The following is a 19,971-nucleotide window of genomic DNA, read 5'->3' as shown; positions in this document are numbered from 1 at the left end:
GAATCCGTTTCTCATTCCGGCCTACGGATCGCGGCACCTGCACCGTCTGGATAAGGCAGCCCGGCCTGGGCCTGTGCAATTCGGGCCATCGCAGCTTCGATCTGGGGCGACGGCGGGCTGGGGCGTCGCGTTTCAAGGCTGACATGCAGCAGGAAACTCTCGCCCGTAGCGAGCAAAGTCTCGCCTTCGTACATGCTGTGGAAGACATGCAACTTCTTGCCCTGCCCCAACAGCATCTGCGTACGGCACTCAATCCGCGCGCCAGCATGCGCTTCTTGCACATACCGGATGTGGTTTTCAGCGGTGAAATAACTGCCACCCGTGGCGATGTAGTCCATATCGCAGCCGATGATCTCCATGAACCGATCCGTCGCGGCGGCGAAGGCTTCTAGGTATTTGGCCTCGTTCATGTGGCCGTTGTAGTCGGTCCAATCCAGCGGCACTGCGCGCGCCAGGGTCAGAATCGGCTGGCTCAGATCCGCCTCATCCAGTGTCGGTAGCGCCCCCGGTTTCAGGGCCGCATCATACTGGTTCAGCACCGCCCCCGCCCCATAATCTTGCGCCTTGAGCGCGCGCATCATGCCGACGAGGTTGTTGTCGCGGATACGTTCCAATTCGCGGATCGAGTGCATTCCCGACTGCGCATCCGATTGATCGGCGATCAGATCAACCAGCTCATCGGTGAACTCGGGCACATCCATCAGCTTGGTCCAGGGCCATTTCAAGGCTGGCCCAAACTGCGCCATGAAATGTCGCATCCCGGCCTCGCCTCCGGCCACGCGATAGGTTTCAAACAGCCCCATCTGTGCCCAGCGGATGCCAAAGCCCATGCGGATCGCTTCGTCGATTTCCTCGGTCGTCGCGATACCGTCCTTGACCAGCCACAAAGCCTCGCGCCAGACCGCCTCAAGGAACCGGTCCGCAATATGCGCATCGATTTCCTTTTTGATATGCAGCGGAAAAAACCCAACCGACCTCAGCAACCCCTGCGCCCGTTCGACCATTTCGGGCGGGTTCTTCTCGGTCGGCACCAACTCGATCAGAGGCAGCAGGTATACCGGGTTGAACGGATGCGTCACCACGATCTGCTCGGGTCGCAAGGCGCCCTCCTGCAGCTCGGACGGTTTGAACCCGCTGGTCGATGACCCGATGATCGCGCTTGGTTCACAGACCTCCTGCAAGCTTTTGTAAACCTTCAGTTTCAGGTCGATCCTCTCGGGCACGCTCTCCTGAATCCAGATCGCACCCTGAACCGCATCCGCCAACTCGCCGTGAAAAGTCAAATCGCCCTCGGGCGGCAAAGGCACATCACTTAGGCCCGGCAAGGAGCGCCGCGCATTGGCCAGCACCTCACTAATCTTCCGCTCAGCTTCCGGATCTGGATCAAACACCCGAACGTCCCACCCGTTCAGCAGGAATCGCGCAGCCCATCCGCCGCCGATAACACCGCCACCTATGATTGCAGCTGTTTTTGCTTGTTGCTCTTCGCCCACGATCCGCCTCTTCATCTGGCCAAAAATATCCCGGGGGTTTGGGGGCTGGCCCCCAATCCGCACTTACTTCGCAGCCGGCGCCCGCTTCACTAGCCCCAGTTTCTCACGCACTTCCTGCGGCCCGATCACGCGCGCTCCCATATTCTCGATGATGTTGCCCGCGCGTTCCACCAATTGCCAGTTCTCAGCCAGAACGCCCTTCTCAAGCCAAAGGTTATCTTCCAGTCCAACCCGCACATTGCCGCCTGCGAGAACCGAGGCCGCCACATACGCCATCTCATTCCGCCCCAGCGAGAACGCGCTGAACGTCCAATCCTCAGGCACGTTATTCACCATCGCCATAAAGGTATTCAGATCATCGGGCGCACCCCAGGGCACCCCCATGCAAAGCTGAACCAAGGCGGGGCTGTCCAGCACGCCCTCTTTCACCAACTGCTTAGCAAACCAAAGATGGCCGGTGTCAAACGCCTCGATCTCAGGCTTCACACCCAGATCAGTCATCATCTGCCCCATTGCCCGCAGCGCACCGGGCGTATTGGTCATCACGTAATCGGCCTCGGCAAAGTTCATCGTGCCACAGTCCAGCGTGCAGATTTCCGGCAGACACTCCGCCACATGCGCCACCCGCTCAGTCGCGCCCACCAGATCAGTTCCGGCCTCGGCCAAGGGCAGAGGGTTCTCAACTCCGCCAAACACCATGTCACCACCCATGCCTGCGGTCAGGTTCAGCACCGCGTCTACTTCGGCATCGCGAATGCGATCCGTGACTTCACGGTACAGCGCCAGATCGCGAGACGGCGCGCCGGTCTCGGGGTCGCGCACATGGCAATGCAACACCGCTGCACCCGCCTTGGCGGCAGCAATCGCGCTGTCGGCAATCTGCTTGGGCGAGCGTGGCACATGAGGGCTGCGATATTGCGTCCCGCCCGACCCGGTCACGGCACATGTGATAAAGACTTCGCGGTTCATTTCTAAAGGCATGGTGTTATCCCCAGCTTATACCCGGTTCTACCATGGGTTTTCCCCAGGCTTCTCCCCGGATTCCGATTTGCGTCAATCCCAACTCTGACGCAGCCTTAGCCAAACCACTTGGCAGAATGCGAATCAGACTTGATGAAATCCGCAAAAAACATATTGCAGCCCGAACATCGCGCCCTGAATACGGCGGTTCTGGTGCTGGATGAATGCAACACGCTCAGCTTTGCCGCCGCTGTCGATCCAATGCGCGCGGCCAACCGCTTGGCGGATCGACCAGCGTTTGACTGGGATTACGTCACAGCCACGGCAGAGCCCGCGATGCTGACAAGCGCTCTGAATGTACAAGGCATCCCGCTGGCCCGTCTTCAAGGATGCGATCTGATGATCGTCGTCGCGGGGTTCCAACTGGCGCGCCACGCAACACCAAGCCTTCTCGCCGGACTGCGCCGCATCGCCGCCACCGGTGCTGCCATCGCCGGGATCGATGGCGGCCCCTGGCTTCTGGCCGAGGCTGGTCTGCTCGACGGCCATGCAGCGACGACCCATTGGGAGGATCTGGAAAACTTCGCCGCACGCTTCCCAAATGTCGATGTGCGCCCAGACCGGTTCACCGTCTCTGAAAACCGCCTGACCTCGGGCGGGGCTGTCCCGGCCATCGACATGATGCTCCACATCATCGCGGCCCGCCATGGTGCAGGTTTTGCCGCCCGCGTCTCAGGCCTGTTCCTCTACGAGGGTGCCTCGCAGCCTTCAAAACCGCAAAGCCGCACCGGCGCCCCACACCGCCACACAGCACTCACGGCCAAGGCCAATTCCCTTATGGAATCCTCGCTGGACGAACCTTTGCCACTGGCTGATATCGCCGACACCCTGGGCACCAGCACACGTACCCTACAGCAACAATTCCGCCTGCGTCTGAATACAACCCCACAGGATCACTACTTGCAGCTCAGACTGGCCGAGGCCCGCCGTCTGGTCACCGATACCGACATGCCGCTGATGGATGTGGCACTTGCAACAGGCTTTGCCTCGCAATCCAGCTTCGCCCGTGCTTTCCGCACCGCCCATGGCCTTTCGGCGCGCGATCTCCGGCAAGATCGAACGCAACCCACCCATCACTAACGGGATCCTGCTTCATCTGGCCATAAATATCCCGGGGGAGTCGCCAAAGGCGACGGGGGCAGAGCCCCCACCCCTTTAGTAAGGCATCGGAAAAGCTCTATGCGCCGCGCTGATCTCGTCCATAACATCCTGTGGCAACACCAGGTCCTTGCCTGCCAGAATATGCTCCAACTGCGCCACGGTCGTCGCACCAAAAATGGTCGAGCCCATGAACGGGCGGCTCTGACACCACGCCAATGACATATGCACCGGGTCCAACCCGTGCCGTTCGGCGACCTCCAGGTAGGCTGCCACCGCATCAAGCACACGATCCGAATTGCGTCCGCCCATCGAAGGGACCAGAGACATACGCGATCCCTCGGGCACCGCGCCACCCTGATATTTGCCGGTCAGGAATCCGGCGGCCAAAGGCGAAAAGGCCAACAATCCGACATCTTCGAATAGGCACAACTCGGCCAGATCGGTATCGAACAACCGGCAGAGCAACGAATACTCGTTCTGGATCGACGCGACTCGCGGCCCGCCAACCTCATCGGATGCGCGCAACCATTGCGCTGTGCCCCAGGCACTTTCATTCGACAGGCCAAAGGCGCGAATATTACCCTTATCGACCTGTGCCTGCAGCGCGATCAGGCTCTCTTGCATTTCGGCCACAACCTCATCGCGGTTATGCCCGGTTGGTGCGAAATCCCAGTTCTGGCGGAACATGTAGCTGCCGCGATTGGGCCAATGAAATTGATAAAGGTCGATGCAATCCGTCTGCAGCCGCCGAAGCGAGCCTTCGATGGCCTCGGGGATCGTCTCTTTCGATATCGGCGCGCCATTGCGTGCGTGCACAAACCCCTCGCCCGAATGCTTGGTTGCCAGCACATAGTCCCCACGTCTGGACTTGTTGGCCGCATTCCAGTTGCCCAGAATCTCTTCGGTCCGCCCCACCGTCTCGGCCGAGATCGGGTTGACCGGATACATCTCAGCCGCGTCTACAAAGTTGATCCCATTTGCCAATGCCATGTCCATCTGGCGGTGCCCCTCGGTTTCCGAGGTCTGAGTGCCAAATGTCATCGTGCCTAAACATAAGTCAGACACCATAATCCCTGTTCGGCCCAAAGGCTTCATTTGCATCTTAAATCTCCCTTGAAATCATTTGGCCGATTACGCCTCGGCCTTCTTTTCCCAACGTCCTGATTCTTCTGACCAATATTGTGCCGAGCACCCCGCCCCGGTCAGCTCTTTCCACTGCCCGCGCGCACGTTGAACCGCATCCGGATCATTCCCGTCAAACAGAATACAGACCCGCTCAAGGCCCGAGACCTCCTCGGCTTCAACCCGTGCACCATCAACCGCCATGACGCAGGTTGCGCCGTTGGCGGCCTCAGGCCCGGTCGTCAGCAAGATCGGCTGCGCGGCATCGTGCGCACCGCCTTCTCGCCCATGCGGCAGGAACCCCTCTTCTGGCCCCAGCCACAACTTTTCGTCTAGCCAATCAATTCGCGCGGGATCAACACCCCGCACGGCAATCCGCCACCCGGCCTGCCGCGCCTTGTCCAGCAGCACAGGCAATGTGTGCTCCAACGGCTGACGGGTCAGGTGGTAGAAATAGACGGCTCCCATCTTGGATTACTCGAAATTGTCTTGCACGAACCTGCTCAGCGCGCGGACGCCCCAACCAGTGGCCCCTTTCGGCGCATAAGACGTCTCGGACGACACCGAGGCCACGCCTGCGATATCCAGGTGTATCCACGGTGTCTCTTCCTTCACGAACCGCTGCAGAAACTGTGCTGCGGTGATCGAACCCGCAGGCCGTCCGCCCACGTTCTTCATATCCGCGATGCGCGATTTAAGCTGTTTGTCATAGCCTTCTCCCAAGGGCAGCCGCCATGCGCCCTCATCCTCGGCCTTGGCTGATTTCAGGAAGGCGTCGCAGAACGTGTCATTGTTCGAGAAGACCCCGGCATTCTCATGCCCGAGGCCAATGATCACCGCGCCCGTCAGCGTAGCCAGATCGATCATGCCCACAGGCTGGAACCGATCCTGCGCGTACCACATGACATCGCACAGAACCAAGCGGCCTTCGGCATCGGTGTTGATGATCTCAACCGTGTCGCCTTTCATCGAAGTGACCACATCACCAGGACGGGTAGCATTGCCTGACGGCATGTTTTCGACCAGCCCCACCAGCCCCACCACGTTTGCCTTGGCCTTACGCTTGGCCAGCGCCCGCATGGTTCCGGCGACAACGCCGGCGCCGCCCATATCCATGGTCATGTCTTCCATGCCGCCCGCAGGTTTCAGCGAGATACCCCCAGTATCGAACACCACGCCCTTGCCGACCAAGGCCAGCGGCGCATCATCTTTGTCGCCGCCATCCCACTGCATCACCACAACTTTCGACGGGCTGACCGAGCCCTGCCCGACGCTCAACAGCGTGCGCATGCCCAGTTCGGCCAGCTTGTCCTCTTCCAGAACCTCGACCTTCAGGCCCAGCGATTCCATCTCAACCAGCCGGTCCGCGAACTCGGTTGTTGTCAGCACGTTCGCGGGCTCATTGGTCAGATCGCGTGTCATGCGGACGCCATCTGCAACGGCATAGAGCGGCGCAAATGTGGCCTCGGCCTCTTCCGGTTTAGAATGACCGATGGTGATCTCGCCTGCCGGATCGGCCTCCTTGGTCTTGTGGACATCAAAATCATAGGTCCGCAGCACCATACCCAAGGCCAGTTCTTCGATACGCGCGTGATTGGCGGCCATGATCAGAACAGGTTTGCCCGCAGCAGCTTTCGCCAGATTGGCCCCAGCCTTGCGCGCCTCTTCAGAATCAGGACGGCGCGGCAGGACCAGAATATCCAACGCTTCGGCCGCCATTCCGGCAGGCCAAGCCAGCGAGATCACATTACCTGACTTGGCTTTGCTGAACCGCTCGCTTTCGACAAGCCGTGCAACAGCGCCCTTGGTCAGGCGATTGGCCCGACGCGCGGCGGGGCTCATCTTGCCATCGGCGGGAATAAGAATGGCCACCCGCCCTTCGGCCTGCGCCATCGCATCAAGATCAAAGGGGGTGAAACGGACGGGCGCAAGACTGCTCATATCATTCTCCTGAAAAATGCGTTGCCCAAGACCTAGCCCGCGCAGCCCCCATTGACCAGATAGCAGTTTTCCCCGCCGGGCAATTGCATTATGGTCGCGCGAAAATAACGGCAGGCCTCGGGGGAGAGAACGTGAGATCAATCGGCAGCTACAGGCCGTCGCGCATGATTCCATGCCCGGTCGTGATTCTCGGGTGCCGGGGCCTGATGGGGATTGTCGCGTGATCCTCGACCGCTACTTTGCGCGCCGGTTTATCCAGAGCTTTCTTGTGATCGGCGGTATTTTTCTGACCCTGATGATCCTGATCGATCTGATCGAACAGGTACGTCGGTTCGATGGCATAGGCCTTTCCTTCGGTCAATTGCTGCAACTGACACTGCTGAATATACCCGCCGCGATCAGCGAAATGCTGCCCTTGCTGATGATCCTTGCCACAATCGCGCTGTTCGTGGGCCTTGCGCGCAGCTCCGAACTTGTGGTGACCCGCGCCATCGGACGCTCAGGCATTCGCGCCCTGTTGGCACCTGTTTTGCTGGCGCTGGTCATCGGCGGGCTTGCGGTTGCCTTGCTGAATCCCATCGCCGCTGCGACGTCGGAAGAATTTCAGCGGCTATCCGATGATTACCGCAATCAGGGCAGTTCAGCCCTGTCGATCAGCCGCGAAGGGCTGTGGCTGCGTCAGGGTTCAGAAAATGGCCAGTCCGTGATTCATGCCACCGGCACAGTCAACGGCGACCGGTTTGCGCTGCAGGATGTGACAATCACCACGTTTTCGTCTGATGGTAAGCCGAACCAACAGATCTCGGCGCAGCAAGCTGATCTTGAGGATGGATTCTGGACCCTGCATCAGGCCAAAATCTGGCCCATTCAGGATGATCTCAACCCCGAAGTAAACGCGACAACCCACGAGATTCTGAACCTGCCCACAACGCTGACCCGCGATCGTATTCTCGACACGCTCGGCCAGAAGGATTCGGTCTCGGTCTATGATTTACCACAGTTGATTAAAGATTTGGGCGAGGCCGGTTTTTCTACCAAGCAATACGAGGTCTGGCTGCAAGTACAGCTTGCGCGGCCGCTGTTTCTGGTCTCGATGGTCCTGATCGGGGCTGCCTTCACCATGCGCCACGTCCGGTTTGGCGGTACCGGTGTCGCTGTACTGACCGCAGTCCTGCTGGGGTTCGGTATCTACTTTATACGAAACTTTGCGCAAATCCTTGGCGAAAACGGGCAATTGCCAATTCTCGTTTCCGCCTGGGCGCCACCATTTGCCGGGATTCTACTGTCTTTAGGCCTACTGCTACACGCGGAGGATGGCTGATGCGCCCCCTCCTTTCTTTGCTGCTTTCCAGCGCTCTGGTCTTTTCACTGCCAATGACTGGGGCGGCGCAATCAACCAGTGGCGGGACCGACGAAGGCTCTGCCACGGCAGAACAAAATCAACCCGCCCTGCTGGTCGCTGATGAGATATTCATCACACCGGATCGCAAATTGGTCGCCGAGGGGAATGTCGAAGCCTTTCAAGGTGACGTGAAGCTTACGGCACAAAGCGTCACCTATGATCGCGAAACTGGTGAACTGACCCTTGTTGGTCCGATCCGTATCGATCAGGGCGGAAACAGCACGCTGCTGGCCGATTCCGCACAGCTGGATAGTGGCATTCAGAACGGGCTGTTGATGGGCGCGCGGATGGTGTTTGATCAGCAGGTTCAGATCGCGTCCGTCCAGGCCACACGCGCAGCGGGGCGATACACCCAGTTCAGCAAGGTCGCGGCAACCTCGTGCCACGTTTGTGCGGATGGCCGCCCGCCTCTCTGGCAGATACGCGCCCGAAAAGTGACCCACGACCAGTTAGAGCGGCAGCTATATTTTGAGGGCGCGCAGTTCCGGATTCTGGATGTACCGGTCTTCTATTTTCCCACCTTGCGCCTGCCTGATCCAACGCTTGAACGGGCGACCGGCTTTCTTGTGCCGTCTATCCGCACCACTTCACAGCTGGGTACTGGCCTTCAGGTCCCGTATTTCTTCAAGATCGGCGATCACAAGGATCTGACCGTAACGCCTTATTTTTCGTCCAAAACCCGGACACTTGGGCTCCGATACAGACAGGCCTTCAAACGGGGGCGCATCCGATTGCAAGGGGCCTTCACGCGTGACGATGTTCAACCCGGTCGGGATCGCGGATATTTCTTCGCAGACGGGCGATTTGCCCTTGGGAACGGATATCGGCTGACATTCGATATCAAGACAACTTCGGACGATTCTTATCTCGCCGACTATGGCTTGCCTGATTTCGACCGTTTGCGCAGTGAAATCGCACTTGAACGGATCAAGCGCGATACCGCCTTCAGAACCAGCTTCATTCACTACAAAACCCTCCGCGACAGCGAAAATCAGGACGAAATCCCCTCCCGCATCTTTGATATCAACTACCGCAAACGTTTCTTTCCCAATGCGTTAGGCGGTGAAGTAGAGCTAAGCTTTGACGGTCACACCCATACACGTACCAGCGACGAGGATATTGTGGGCCGCGACGTCGCGCGTGCCACGTTTGATGCGGAATGGTTGCGCAACTGGACATTTGCAACCGGTTTGCGCGCCGAAGCGCTGGTTGGTGCCTCGGTTGACACGTTCAATATTCGCAATGACAGCAGTTTCCCGAACAATATAACACGTTCGACCCCACGTGCGGCTTTCACGCTGCGCTATCCCATGTTGCGGCGTGAGCAGAGTGGTGCCACGCAAATTCTTGAACCAATTGCGCAAATTGGCTGGACGCATGTTTCCGACAACGACCTGCCCAACGACGAAAGCACGTTTCAGGAATTTGATCAGGGCAACCTTCTGGCCCTGTCGCGCTTCCCCGCCCCCGACCGTCGCGAAGATGGAACAACGGCTGTGGTTGGGTTGAACTGGTCGCGCTACAACGCCGATGGCTGGCGTGCTCTGGCGACCATCGGACAAGTCTTCCGATCTGACGCTGATCCGGACTTTACCCTTACGTCGGGGCTTCAGGGCACCACGTCAGACCTTTTGCTTGCCGGGCAGTTGAACAACGGCAGGGGGCTCAGCCTTGCCGCCCGCGGATTGCTGAACAGCGATTTCAGCGTGACCAAGGCCGAACTTCGCGCATCGTGGGTCAAAGGAGACACCGTCATCTCCGGTGGCTATATCTGGCTGGAACCCGATCCGGCCGAGGCAAACAATGACGAAATATCAGAATTTCGGGTTGCTGGGCGCTACCGAGTCGATCAGAACTGGCTGACCAGCGCCAGCGGACGTTATGATTTCAGCGAATCCGAACCGCTCCGCCTTGGGTTCGGTGTGACCTACGAAAACGAGTGTGTGCAGGTAAATGTGAACGTCAACCGGCGGTTTACCTCAACATCAAGTATTGAGCCTTCGACAGAATTCGGCTTTACCGTTGCCCTGACAGGGTATTCCGTCGAAGGCGATGGACAGAAGTTTAAGAGAAGATGCAGTTGATCTCAGGTTTCACAAAATCTCTTCGCTCGGGTTGCCGCAGATCGGCCCTACCGTTGCTGGCCACCGCGCTTATGGCTCTGGCCGCACCTCAGGCGATTGCACAAAGCCTTTTCTCGCCTGCAATCCGCGTCAATCAGGACATCGTAACCTGGTATGAACTGCAGCAACGCCAGCAGTTTCTGGAACTGCTCGGCGTTCCTGGAAGCTCGGAAACCGACGTGCGCCGGGCGCTGATTGACGACCGTCTTCGCAAACAGGCCATGCGCGATGCCGGGATTGAGGCCGCGCCTGAAGATGTCCAGGCGGGGATCGATCAATTTGCTTCACGCGGCGACCTGAGCAGCGAAGAGTTCTTGCGACTGCTCAATGAGGCGGGCGTTTCGAATGAGACTGTGCGCGATTTCGTGGCCGACCAACTGTCCTGGCGCGACTATGTCAGCGCGCGTTTCCTGTCTCAGGCCCGCCCCTCGGAAGATGAGATCAATCGCGCCTTGGGTCAGGGTGGTGGTGGCGGGCTGCAGGTTCTGCTGTCCGAGATCATTATTCCGGTGACACCCGAGACACTGGCGCAGGCAGAGGCCTTGGCCGAAGAAATATCTCTGCTTGAGGATCAGGAAAGCTTCTCGTCCGCCGCAGCTCAATATTCCGCTGCGGCAACACGCGAAGATGGGGGTCGCTTGGAATGGCTGCCGCTCACTAATCTTCCACCAGCGCTGCAGCCCGTGATTCTGGGCCTCAACATTGGTGAGATCACGACGCCGCTGACCCTACCGAATGCCGTGGCCCTCTTCCAAATGCGCGGCATCCGCGAAACTCCTGCCGGCGCCCCGACCTATTCCGAGATCGACTATGCCATCTATTACCTGCCTGGTGGTCGCAGTGCAGACACGCTTGCCAGGGCGGAAAAGCTGAAGGAAGAAATTGATACCTGCGATGATCTCTATGGCCTCGCCAAAGATCAATCCCCTGATGTGTTGGACCGCATCACCTCAAGCCCGTCCGAAATCCCACGTGATGTAGCGCTGGAATTGGCCAAGCTTGATCCGAACGAGGCGTCGGCGACGCTCACGCGGAACAATGGTCAGACGTTGATGTACCTGATGCTGTGCAACCGGACCCGCGATCTGGGCGAAGATACCACCCGCGTCGACATCGCAAACGCGTTGACACAGCAACGGCTGCAAGCCCTTGCCGACAGTCTGCTGGAACAGCTGAGGGCTGACGCAGTCATCATCGAACAATGACAGCCCCAATTGCGCTAAGCTGTGGCGAACCCGCTGGGATCGGTCCTGAAATTGCAGCGAAAGCCTGGGCAGCCCTGCGCGACACCTGCCCCTTTTTCTACATCGGTGACGCATCACATCTGCCCTCCAGCACTCCCGCAGTCAGGATTGGCTCACCCGCCGAAGCAATAGAAGCCAGCGCTTCGGCCCTGCCCGTTCTGCATGTCGATTTTCCTGCGCCGAACACGTCGGGTACCCCCGATCCAGCCAATGCCGTGGCGGTCATCGATTCGATCGAACAAGGCGTTGAACTGGTCCAATCTGGCGCGGCCTCCGCGCTCTGCACGGCCCCGATCCATAAAAAGGCGCTTATCGACGGCGCCGGGTTCGCATTCCCCGGCCATACCGAGTTTCTTGCCGCGTTGGCAGGCCGTTCACGCGTGGTGATGATGCTGGCCAGCGCTCAACTGCGCGTGGTTCCCGCCACCATCCACATCCCATTGTCGCAAGTCCCCAGTGCGCTGACCCCAGAACTGCTGCTCGAGACCATCGAGATTACAGCAAACGGCCTTCGCAACCAATTTGGTATCTCCACCCCCAGGATCGCCATCGCAGGCCTCAACCCCCACGCGGGTGAAGGCGGAAAGATGGGGACGGAAGAGCTTGATTGGATCGCGCCGCTGATCGCCGGTCTTGATCCCACCGATTATACAGTGACGGGCCCCCACCCGGCGGACACCTTGTTCCATGCAGCCGCCCGCGCCCGGTATGATGCCGCAATAGCGATGTATCATGATCAGGCGCTGATCCCGATCAAAACGCTGGATTTCGATCGCGGCGTCAACGTCACGCTGGGCTTGCCCTTCGTCCGAACCTCGCCAGATCACGGCACCGCCCTGGACATTGCAGGCAAAGACATCGCCAACCCAACCAGCTTGATCGAGGCCCTGAAACTCGCCCAGCGTATGACCCAATCCCGCTAATGCTTCATCTGGCCCAAAATATCCCCGCCGGAGGCAAGAAATCTCTGGCGCTCTCCCCGCAACCCGCGCGACGGTAAGAACATGAGCGCCATCGACTCCCTTCCCCCGCTGCGCGAGGTCATCGCAACCCACCAGCTTTCAGCCCGCAAATCGCTGGGCCAGAACTTTCTGCTCGACCTGAACCTGACCGCCAAGATCGCGCGTCAGGCTGGGGACCTGACCCAATGCGATGTGCTCGAAATCGGCCCAGGCCCCGGCGGATTGACCCGAGGGCTACTGTCCGAAGGTGCCCGCAAAGTGGTGGCGGTGGAAAAAGACACCCGTTGTATCGCTGCCTTGAACGAAATCGCCGCCGCCTATCCGGGCAGGCTTGAGGTGATCAATGGCGATGCGCTGGAAATCGATCCGCTGGCGCACCTCACCCAGCCCATCCGCGTGGCTGCCAACCTGCCCTACAATGTCGGGACGGAACTTCTGGTCCGCTGGCTCACACCACCCGAATGGCCGCCCTTCTGGCAAAGCCTGACCCTGATGTTCCAGCGCGAAGTGGCCGAGCGTATCGTCGCCCAGCCCGGCAGCAAAGCCTATGGCCGCCTGGCCATCCTTGCCCAGTGGCGATCCGAGGCGCGGATTGCCCTGTCTCTGCCACCCGGGGCCTTTACCCCGCCCCCCAAAGTCTCCAGCGCCGTGGTCCATCTGACTGCGCTGCCCGAACCGCGTTACCCGGCAGACGCTGCTACCCTGTCACGCGTCGTTGCCACAGCTTTCAATCAGCGCCGAAAAATGCTGCGCGCCTCGCTCAAAGGGGTCGCACCGGATATCGAAGACCGTCTGCGGGCTGCGGGCATCAAACCAACCGACCGGGCAGAGCAGATATCGCTCGAGGCCTTCTGCGCGCTGGCCCGAGAAGTTCGGAAGACCTGAACGAAAAAACCCCGGGCCAATGCCCGGGGTTCGTTGTTTCACGATACTCTTATGGAAACTTATTCAGCCGCCTCAGGCGCATCACCTGTATCCGCGGGCGTCTCCTCAGCCGCAGGCGCTGCCTTCGGTTTGCGCGCCCGTGGTTTTCGCGCAGGCTTCTCTTTTTTCTCCGGCGCGGGGGCTTCGGCCTCTTTGCTTTCCGGCGTCTCGACCAGGCCACTCTCAGGCGCGGCCTCAGGCGCGGCAAAATCCATCACATCGGGCTGCGGAGCCTCTGCCGGGTCCGCCTGACGGGCCGCTTCGCGTTCCTGACGCTCGGCGCGTTCACGGTCACGCTCGGCCTGGCGTTCGCGGTTCTGGCGCTCCTGCTCTTCGCGGCGCGCTTCAATCTCGCGCTGCGCTTCGCTCAGCATGCGCAGGTAATGCTCGGCGTGCTGCTGAAAGTTTTCAGCCGCCACGCGGTCATTCGACAACTGCGCGTCACGGGCCAGTTGATTGTACTTATCAATGATCTGCTGCGGCGTGCCACGAACCTTGCCTTCAGGACCCGAGCTGTCAAAAACCCGGTTAACGACGTTGCCGCCAGAAGGGCGATTGCGGTTGTTCTTGGCCCGCGAGCGGGATTTGGAAGATCTCATCTTACTTTACGTCAGCCTTATCAATTCACTGTCGATCAGCCCGTATCTAACGCTGCTCAGTGGCTTTGTGCCGTTACGCGCTATCGACTTTTTGGGCTTGGCGTCAGGGGTGCGCTGAAACAGCGTCAACCTCGCCGACTAATCCTGAGTAAACATGTCCTGAGCGCTCAGACAAGGGGATTCTCACAATTGTCGCAGCTTTTTTACATCTATCGGCACTTTTCAGCCTCAGATTCCTTTGGATGGCGGCATTCTGGCCCCCACGACGCGATCCCGTCCGTCCAGATCGGGGATTACCTGCGTACCGGTTAGACCCGCCGCGTCAAATAACGCCGAGACATAAGCACCTTGCGTTGGCCCGATCTCAACCAGAATGCGTCCGCCGGGGATCAGAAAATCGGGGGCTGATGCCGCAATTTGGCGATAAGAATCCAGCCCATCGCCCTCATCCGTCAGCGCCATGCGCGGCTCATGCTCACGCACTTCCGGGGAAAGCGCGTCCATCTCTTCTGCCGAGATATATGGCGGATTCGAAACAATCAGGTCAAACTGACCCGCAATGTTCTCAAACCAGTTGGATTGCCGAATCTCCACCCGCGCCTGCACCTGATGCTGAACCGTATTTGCGCTGGCCTGCAGGCAGGCCGCTTCGCTCAGGTCCACCCCGATGCCCGAGGCGCTGGCCCGCTCCGCCAGCAGAGTGATCAAAATACAGCCCGAGCCCACACCCAGATCAAGCACATGGTCAAACGGCTCGCTCAGCGCTGCCTCGATCAGCGCTTCCGTCTCGGGGCGCGGGTCCAGCACATCGCGACTGACCCGGAACCGGCGGCCATAGAATTCACGCTCGCCCAACAGATGCGACACCGGCACTCGGATAGCCCGCAGTGAGATCAACTGATCATAGCGTTCCGCGATATCAACCGGCAGTTCCTCGGGCGCGATCAAGGTCACCCGGCTGGCCTCAATCCGCGCTGCATGGGCTAGCAAAACCCGTGCATCCCGCGCAGGATCAGGTACACCCGCTGCCCGCAAACGCGCGGTCGCGGCAACCATGGCCTGAGCCGCTGTCAGCGCCGCAATCATTGGGACATCTCGGCCAACAGCCGGGCCTGATCATCCGCCGTCAGCGCGTCAATCACCTCATCCAGATCGCCCTGCATCACCTGATCCAGCTTATAGAGCGTCAGGTTAATGCGGTGATCCGTCATGCGGCCTTGCGGGAAGTTATAGGTCCTGATCCGTTCTGACCGATCACCGGATCCCACCTGGCTGGCACGATCTGCCGAGCGTTCGCTGTCAATCCGCTGTCGTTCCAGATCATAAAGCCGCGTCTTCAGCACCTGCATCGCGATCTCGCGGTTACGGTGCTGGGATTTCTCGGAACTGGTTACCACAATGCCGCTAGGTAAGTGTGTGATCCGTACTGCCGAATCCGTTGTATTAACGTGCTGCCCGCCCGCGCCGGAGCTCCGCATCGTATCAATCCGAATGTCATTCGCGTCGATCTGGATGTCGACATCCTCAGCCTCGGGCAAAACCGCCACGGTCGCCGCCGATGTATGAATGCGCCCGCCGCTTTCGGTTTCAGGCACGCGCTGTACCCGATGGACACCGGATTCGTATTTCATCCGCGCAAAAACGTTATCACCCTTGATATGGGCCACCACCTCCTTGATCCCGCCAAGGTCCGAGGCCTGCTCTTCGATGATCTCAAACTGCCAACCGCGCGCCTCGGAGTATCGCTGATACATGCGCAGCAGGTCTCCGGCGAACAGCGCGGCCTCATCCCCTCCGGTGCCAGGCCGGATTTCCAGCATCGCTGGGCGCGCGTCTGCAGCATCCTTGGGCAATAGGGCCAGCTGTAACGCATGTTCGGCCTCGGGGATGCGCGCCTGCAGTTCGGGTATCTCTTCCTCGGCCAGTTCCTTCATATCGGGATCAGACAGCATTGCCTCGGCTTCAGCCAAATCACCGACCAGCTGACGCCACGCCATGATCTGATCGACCACCGGCTTGAGGTCGGAATACTCCTTGGCCAAAGCCGCAATATCGCCGCCCGAGGCACCATCTGCCATGGCTGCTTCGAGGTATTGGAATCGCTGGGTTATCTGTTCAAGGCGTTCTTCGGGGATCATCCGGGCGGTGTCTAACAATCCGGGGCTTTGGTCAAGGCCCCGCCTTGTGCTAGGTTTGACGTATGAAACGTCTGATCTTTATTCTGACCCTCTGCGCCGCACCCGGTATGGCCGACGTTGTTGGCCCCGGAGGCAAGGTGCAGGACTGTTATTGCACCGACAAATCCGGCAGTCGCGTGGAGTTGGGAGAGATGATCTGCCTGCAGGTCGACGGCCGCATGTTCATGGCCCAATGCCAGATGTCGCTGAACGTACCCATGTGGCGCGAGGTGCAAGAGGGATGTTTGTCGTCAGGGCTGCAGCACAGCAAGCCATTGGGTGATCCGGTCCCGATTGACGCCGAAATCTTTCCGACCAAATCTTGACCGAGCGTAGATTCGCAGCGTTTCGGCGTCTTGCTGAGCAGTGGTGTAGTCGGGAAAACCGAAAAGTTTTGTGCGGGTAATATACGTGATCATCCCCTCTCCGACCGACCCGGCCAGTACGGTGGTGCGCGGCGCTGCACGAGCAATCGCATCCAGCCGTTCCAACCCGTCCGGGCCGGTTTCGACCACTCGAACGACACCGCGCCGCATGTCTCGCTCAGCCCCCTGCGGTGCCACATGCCAACGCGTGGGGTCAGACGGCGCCAAGCGGATATATCCGCCCACCGCGATCACCACTGCTATCAAAAGCCAAAGCGCCATTTTCATCAGCCCGTCCAGTCCAACTCGCGTCAACCCTATCCGTGACGGGCGTAGCCATCACCCCTATCGTGACGTCACGCTGGGAAGAATGCACAGCATCTCGAACAGCAGATTCGCCGCCGTCAGAGCCGTGTTGCCCGACGGATCATAGGGCGGAGACACCTCGACCAAATCACAGCCCACCACGTTCATGCCCGCCAGCGCATGGATCAGCTGCAGCGCCTGCGGCGTCGTCAGCCCTGCAATCTCGGGCGTTCCAGTGCCCGGTGCATAAGCCGGGTCGAGGCTGTCGATATCGTAGGTGATGTAGACCGGGTGATCCTCAACCGTCTTGCGGATAAGTGAACCAATCTCGGTCAGGTTCTGCTGCCAAAGCTCCCATGCGGGATACTGGCGGAACCCCCAACCCTGCGCCTCGGAGAAGTCGCTGGCGGCATAACCCGAACCACGAATTCCGATCTGGAAAGTCTTGTCAGGGACAATCAGGCCTTCCTCATAGGCGCGGCGAAAAACCGTACCGTGAGTTTCGCGCTCGCCGAACATCTCATCATTCACGTCCGCATGAGCGTCCACATGCACCAGCGCTACCGGCCCGTGTTTGGCCGCTATGGCTCGCAGGATCGGCAGGGTAATTGAATGATCCCCACCCATCGCAACCGGGATCACGCCCTGCGCCAGAATGCCGTCATAACTGTCCTTGATGATCTTCAGACTATCGGCCAGCGAAAAGGTGTTGATCGCCAAATCCCCGATATCTGCAATCTGCAAGTGGTCAAACGGCGCCGCCCCATTGGCCATGTTATAAGGCCGGATCATCGCGCTTTCGCTGCGAATCTGTTTGGGTCCAAACCGTGTGCCCGACCGCCAAGAGGTGCCGATATCCATCGGAACCCCCAGGATCGCCACATCCAGCCCGTCCAGCGATGAGGCCTGTGGCAGACGCATGAACGTATTCGGCCCCGAAAACCGTGCCAGATCATTGCCACCAATGGGTTGGTTGTATTGGGTCATGTGATGTCTCCGATCCGGTGCCTCAACAAGCAGATACCGGGATTATGCCTAACCAAAGGTTAAGGTTTCACCAGCTTGTTCCATCCCAAAAGGCAAATGATCTGAGTCGCCACATGCGCCCCAGCGATCGCGGTCGCTCCAGAGGTATCGTAGGGCGGAGAGACCTCGACCACGTCACCACCCTTGATATTGATCCCTGCAATGTCCCGCAGGATGATTTGCGCCTGAATCGAACTCAGCCCGCCCCAAACCGGCGTGCCGGTTCCGGGGGCAAAGGCCGGATCAAGACCGTCGATGTCGAAACTCAGATAAACGGGTCTATCGCCCAGTATTCCTTTGATCTTCTGCGCCACGGCGGCAGGGCCGGATTCATAAACCTCGCGTGCATCGATGATGTTGACGCCCAGCGTGTCCTCGTTCGTCGTGCGTATCCCCACCTGAACCGAGCGTTTCGGGTCCACAATCCCCGATTTCACCGCTTTGTAGAACATCGTCCCATGGTCTACGCGGGACATGTCGTCATCGGCCCAAGTGTCCGTGTGCGCATCGAATTGCAGCAGAGACATCGGCCCATATTTCTCGGCATAAGCCTTGAGAATCGGGAAGCTGATATAGTGATCCCCGCCCAGCGTGACCGAAGCGACATCGGCCTTCAGAATGGTCCGAATATGGTCGGTCAGCGTATCGGGAAAGGCTGGGATATTGGCGTAGTCATAAGCCATGTCGCCGTAGTCAACGATGGCCAGTTCACTCAGCGCATCAAACGGCCAGCCATAGGGCGCATCAGGCGATTGCAGCGCGCTTGCCTCGCGGATCGCGCGGGGGCCAAGCCGCGTTCCGGGCCGATTGGTCACCGCCTGATCGAAAGGCACACCGGTTACAGCGATGTCAACGCCCGTCAGGTCTTTGGTATAGAGCCGCCGCAGGAATGAGGTCGCGCCGCCAAAGGTGTTCTCATAAGACAGCCCCTTTAGATCGGGGTTGGTGAACGCCTCATCCACCTGGTTCTTTGCATCTTCCAGAGCCATGTCTATTCCTTATCAGCTCACGGGCTGCGCTGTTTCGACGAGCCTTGCGAAAAACGATGCCCCGACCGGTGCGATCTCGTCATTGAAGTTGTATTTCGGATGATGCAGCCCGGCCCCCTCTCCCTGCCCCAGAAACAAGTAAGCGCCCGGGCGCGCTTGCAGCATGTATGAGAAATCCTCGGCCCCCATCTCGCGCCCGGCATTCGCCTCGACACGCTCCGCGCCCGACACATCCCGCGCCACATCAGCCGCAAACGCGGCCTTTTCGGCATCGTTGATGGTGGCAGGATAGCCCTCTTGATACTCCAGCGTGGCCTCAACACCGTACGATGCCGCTTGACCCGCCACGATCTGCGCCATTCTCTCTTTGACCATCCTCTGCACGGCCGGATCAAAGGTGCGAACGGTACCGTTCAGATACGCCGTATCAGGGACTACGTTATTCACCGTCCCAGTGTGAATTTGCGTCACCGAGACCACCAGATCATCCAACGCATAGTGGTTGCGGCTGACGATGGTCTGAATCGCCTGCGCCATCCCGCAGGCCGCCATCACAGGGTCCTTGGTCTCATGCGGCATGGCCCCATGGCCACCAACGCCCTGAATATGTATCTCGAACGTATCGACAGCCGCCATCAGCGGCCCCGGCGTGGTCTCGAACAAGCCCTCAGGTCGGCCCGGCGTGTTGTGGATCCCATAGACCTGAGAGATGCCGAACCGATCCATGATGCCTTCTTCAACCATCACGCCCGCGCCACCGCCTTCTTCCTCGGCAGGCTGAAAGATCAGCGCAACGCGGCCTGCGAAATTCCGTGTTTCGGCCAAATAGCGCGCCGCACCAAGCAGCATGGTGGTGTGCCCGTCATGACCGCATGCGTGCATCTTACCGGGGTTTTTTGAGGCGTATTCTACGCCCGTCTCCTCGGTGATCGGCAACGCATCCATATCGGCGCGCAGACCAATGGTTGGCCCCTCGCCCTGCCCGTTGATGATCGCGACCATTCCGGTTTTGGCGATCCCCTCATGCAGCTCATCCACCCCAAACTCGCGCAGACGCTCAGCCACAAAAGCGGCGGTCTCATAGCATTCGAACTCCAATTCGGGGATCGTATGCAGGTGCTGGCGCCACTTGGCCATATCGGCGGCGTAATCGGCAATTCGGTTGACGACGGGCATC

At 59.4% G+C, this 19,971-nt stretch carries 19 protein-coding genes; 7 read left to right on the top strand and 12 right to left on the bottom strand.

The window, feature by feature from the left end:
- Positions 1–11: 11 nt before the first annotated feature.
- Positions 12–1,493 (bottom strand): carnitine 3-dehydrogenase, encoded by a 1,482-nt coding sequence (locus ACR0NN_RS00530; RefSeq protein WP_480683691.1) that lies wholly within the window; start codon positions 1,491–1,493, stop codon positions 12–14.
- Between the two features lie 63 nt (positions 1,494–1,556).
- Complete coding sequence (gene bcoG, locus ACR0NN_RS00525; protein ID WP_170718658.1) at positions 1,557–2,474, bottom strand: 3-dehydrocarnitine:acetyl-CoA trimethylamine transferase BcoG; 918 nt, start codon at positions 2,472–2,474, stop codon at positions 1,557–1,559.
- A gap of 132 nt (positions 2,475–2,606) precedes the next feature.
- On the opposite strand from bcoG, the gene ACR0NN_RS00520 reads away from it, so the two are divergent.
- A complete protein-coding gene (locus tag ACR0NN_RS00520; protein ID WP_170718656.1) occupies positions 2,607–3,593 on the top strand; it encodes a GlxA family transcriptional regulator in 987 nt (328 codons plus the stop codon).
- A 75-nt stretch (positions 3,594–3,668) separates the two neighbouring features.
- Here ACR0NN_RS00520 and ACR0NN_RS00515 read toward each other — a convergent pair whose 3' ends face one another.
- Genes ACR0NN_RS00515 through ACR0NN_RS00505 form a run of 3 tightly spaced genes read right to left on the bottom strand, consistent with a single transcriptional unit; the run spans position 3,669 to position 6,677 of the window.
- The gene (locus tag ACR0NN_RS00515; protein ID WP_170718654.1) at positions 3,669–4,715 is read right to left on the bottom strand and encodes an aldo/keto reductase; all 1,047 of its coding nucleotides are present in this window, start codon (positions 4,713–4,715) and stop codon (positions 3,669–3,671) included.
- A gap of 30 nt (positions 4,716–4,745) precedes the next feature.
- Positions 4,746–5,204 (bottom strand): DNA polymerase III subunit chi, encoded by a 459-nt coding sequence (locus ACR0NN_RS00510; RefSeq protein WP_170718652.1) that lies wholly within the window; start codon positions 5,202–5,204, stop codon positions 4,746–4,748.
- 6 nt (positions 5,205–5,210) lie between these two features.
- On the bottom strand, positions 5,211–6,677 hold the full coding sequence (locus ACR0NN_RS00505) for a leucyl aminopeptidase (RefSeq protein WP_170718649.1): 1,467 nt from the start codon (positions 6,675–6,677) through the stop codon (positions 5,211–5,213).
- Between the two features lie 220 nt (positions 6,678–6,897).
- Between ACR0NN_RS00505 and lptG the strand changes: the two genes are divergently transcribed.
- From lptG to rsmA, 5 genes are all read left to right on the top strand, one after another.
- The gene (gene lptG / locus ACR0NN_RS00500; RefSeq protein ID WP_170684220.1) at positions 6,898–7,998 is read left to right on the top strand and encodes an LPS export ABC transporter permease LptG; all 1,101 of its coding nucleotides are present in this window, start codon (positions 6,898–6,900) and stop codon (positions 7,996–7,998) included.
- Positions 7,998–10,163 (top strand): LPS assembly protein LptD, encoded by a 2,166-nt coding sequence (locus tag ACR0NN_RS00495; RefSeq protein ID WP_170718647.1) that lies wholly within the window; start codon positions 7,998–8,000, stop codon positions 10,161–10,163. Before lptG ends, ACR0NN_RS00495 begins: the two co-directional genes overlap by 1 nt.
- Positions 10,154–11,407, top strand: coding sequence for a peptidylprolyl isomerase (locus ACR0NN_RS00490; protein ID WP_170718645.1), 1,254 nt, complete (start codon positions 10,154–10,156; stop codon positions 11,405–11,407). Before ACR0NN_RS00495 ends, ACR0NN_RS00490 begins: the two co-directional genes overlap by 10 nt.
- Positions 11,404–12,369: a 4-hydroxythreonine-4-phosphate dehydrogenase PdxA gene (pdxA, locus tag ACR0NN_RS00485; RefSeq protein WP_170718643.1), complete on the top strand. Its 966-nt coding sequence runs from the start codon at positions 11,404–11,406 to the stop codon at positions 12,367–12,369. The genes ACR0NN_RS00490 and pdxA overlap by 4 nt, the downstream gene beginning before the upstream one ends.
- A gap of 81 nt (positions 12,370–12,450) precedes the next feature.
- The gene (rsmA, locus tag ACR0NN_RS00480; protein WP_170718638.1) at positions 12,451–13,293 is read left to right on the top strand and encodes a 16S rRNA (adenine(1518)-N(6)/adenine(1519)-N(6))-dimethyltransferase RsmA; all 843 of its coding nucleotides are present in this window, start codon (positions 12,451–12,453) and stop codon (positions 13,291–13,293) included.
- 59 nt (positions 13,294–13,352) lie between these two features.
- On the opposite strand, the gene ACR0NN_RS00475 is transcribed toward rsmA, so the two are convergent.
- The 3 genes from ACR0NN_RS00475 to prfA form a co-directional block, all read right to left on the bottom strand.
- Complete coding sequence (locus ACR0NN_RS00475; RefSeq protein ID WP_170718636.1) at positions 13,353–13,931, bottom strand: DUF4167 domain-containing protein; 579 nt, start codon at positions 13,929–13,931, stop codon at positions 13,353–13,355.
- Between the two features lie 228 nt (positions 13,932–14,159).
- A complete protein-coding gene (gene prmC, locus ACR0NN_RS00470; RefSeq protein ID WP_170718629.1) occupies positions 14,160–15,017 on the bottom strand; it encodes a peptide chain release factor N(5)-glutamine methyltransferase in 858 nt (285 codons plus the stop codon).
- Positions 15,014–16,069 carry a peptide chain release factor 1 gene (gene prfA, locus ACR0NN_RS00465; RefSeq protein WP_170720147.1) on the bottom strand — a complete coding sequence of 352 codons (1,056 nt, stop codon included), beginning with the start codon at positions 16,067–16,069 and terminating at the stop codon, positions 15,014–15,016. Before prfA ends, prmC begins: the two co-directional genes overlap by 4 nt.
- A 62-nt stretch (positions 16,070–16,131) precedes the next feature.
- On the opposite strand from prfA, the gene ACR0NN_RS00460 reads away from it, so the two are divergent.
- Complete coding sequence (locus tag ACR0NN_RS00460; protein WP_170683607.1) at positions 16,132–16,434, top strand: hypothetical protein; 303 nt, start codon at positions 16,132–16,134, stop codon at positions 16,432–16,434.
- Here the strand turns inward: ACR0NN_RS00460 and ACR0NN_RS00455 are convergent.
- Genes ACR0NN_RS00455 through ACR0NN_RS00440 form a run of 4 tightly spaced genes read right to left on the bottom strand, consistent with a single transcriptional unit; the run spans position 16,360 to position 19,970 of the window.
- Entirely contained in the window at positions 16,360–16,761 is a 402-nt protein-coding gene (locus tag ACR0NN_RS00455; protein ID WP_170718627.1) for a DUF1499 domain-containing protein, read from the bottom strand. The genes ACR0NN_RS00460 and ACR0NN_RS00455 overlap by 75 nt on opposite strands.
- 57 nt (positions 16,762–16,818) lie before the next feature.
- Positions 16,819–17,766 (bottom strand): agmatinase, encoded by a 948-nt coding sequence (speB, locus tag ACR0NN_RS00450; RefSeq protein ID WP_170718625.1) that lies wholly within the window; start codon positions 17,764–17,766, stop codon positions 16,819–16,821.
- Between the two features lie 59 nt (positions 17,767–17,825).
- The gene (gene speB, locus ACR0NN_RS00445; RefSeq protein WP_170540230.1) at positions 17,826–18,794 is read right to left on the bottom strand and encodes an agmatinase; all 969 of its coding nucleotides are present in this window, start codon (positions 18,792–18,794) and stop codon (positions 17,826–17,828) included.
- Between the two features lie 12 nt (positions 18,795–18,806).
- Positions 18,807–19,970, bottom strand: a complete 1,164-nt coding sequence (locus ACR0NN_RS00440; protein WP_170718621.1) for a M20 aminoacylase family protein — start codon at positions 19,968–19,970, stop codon at positions 18,807–18,809.
- Position 19,971 lies beyond the last annotated feature (1 nt).

This window comes from Ruegeria sp. BA2 (genome assembly GCF_056539605.1).
This window is presented reverse-complemented; position numbering and strand designations above follow the sequence as displayed.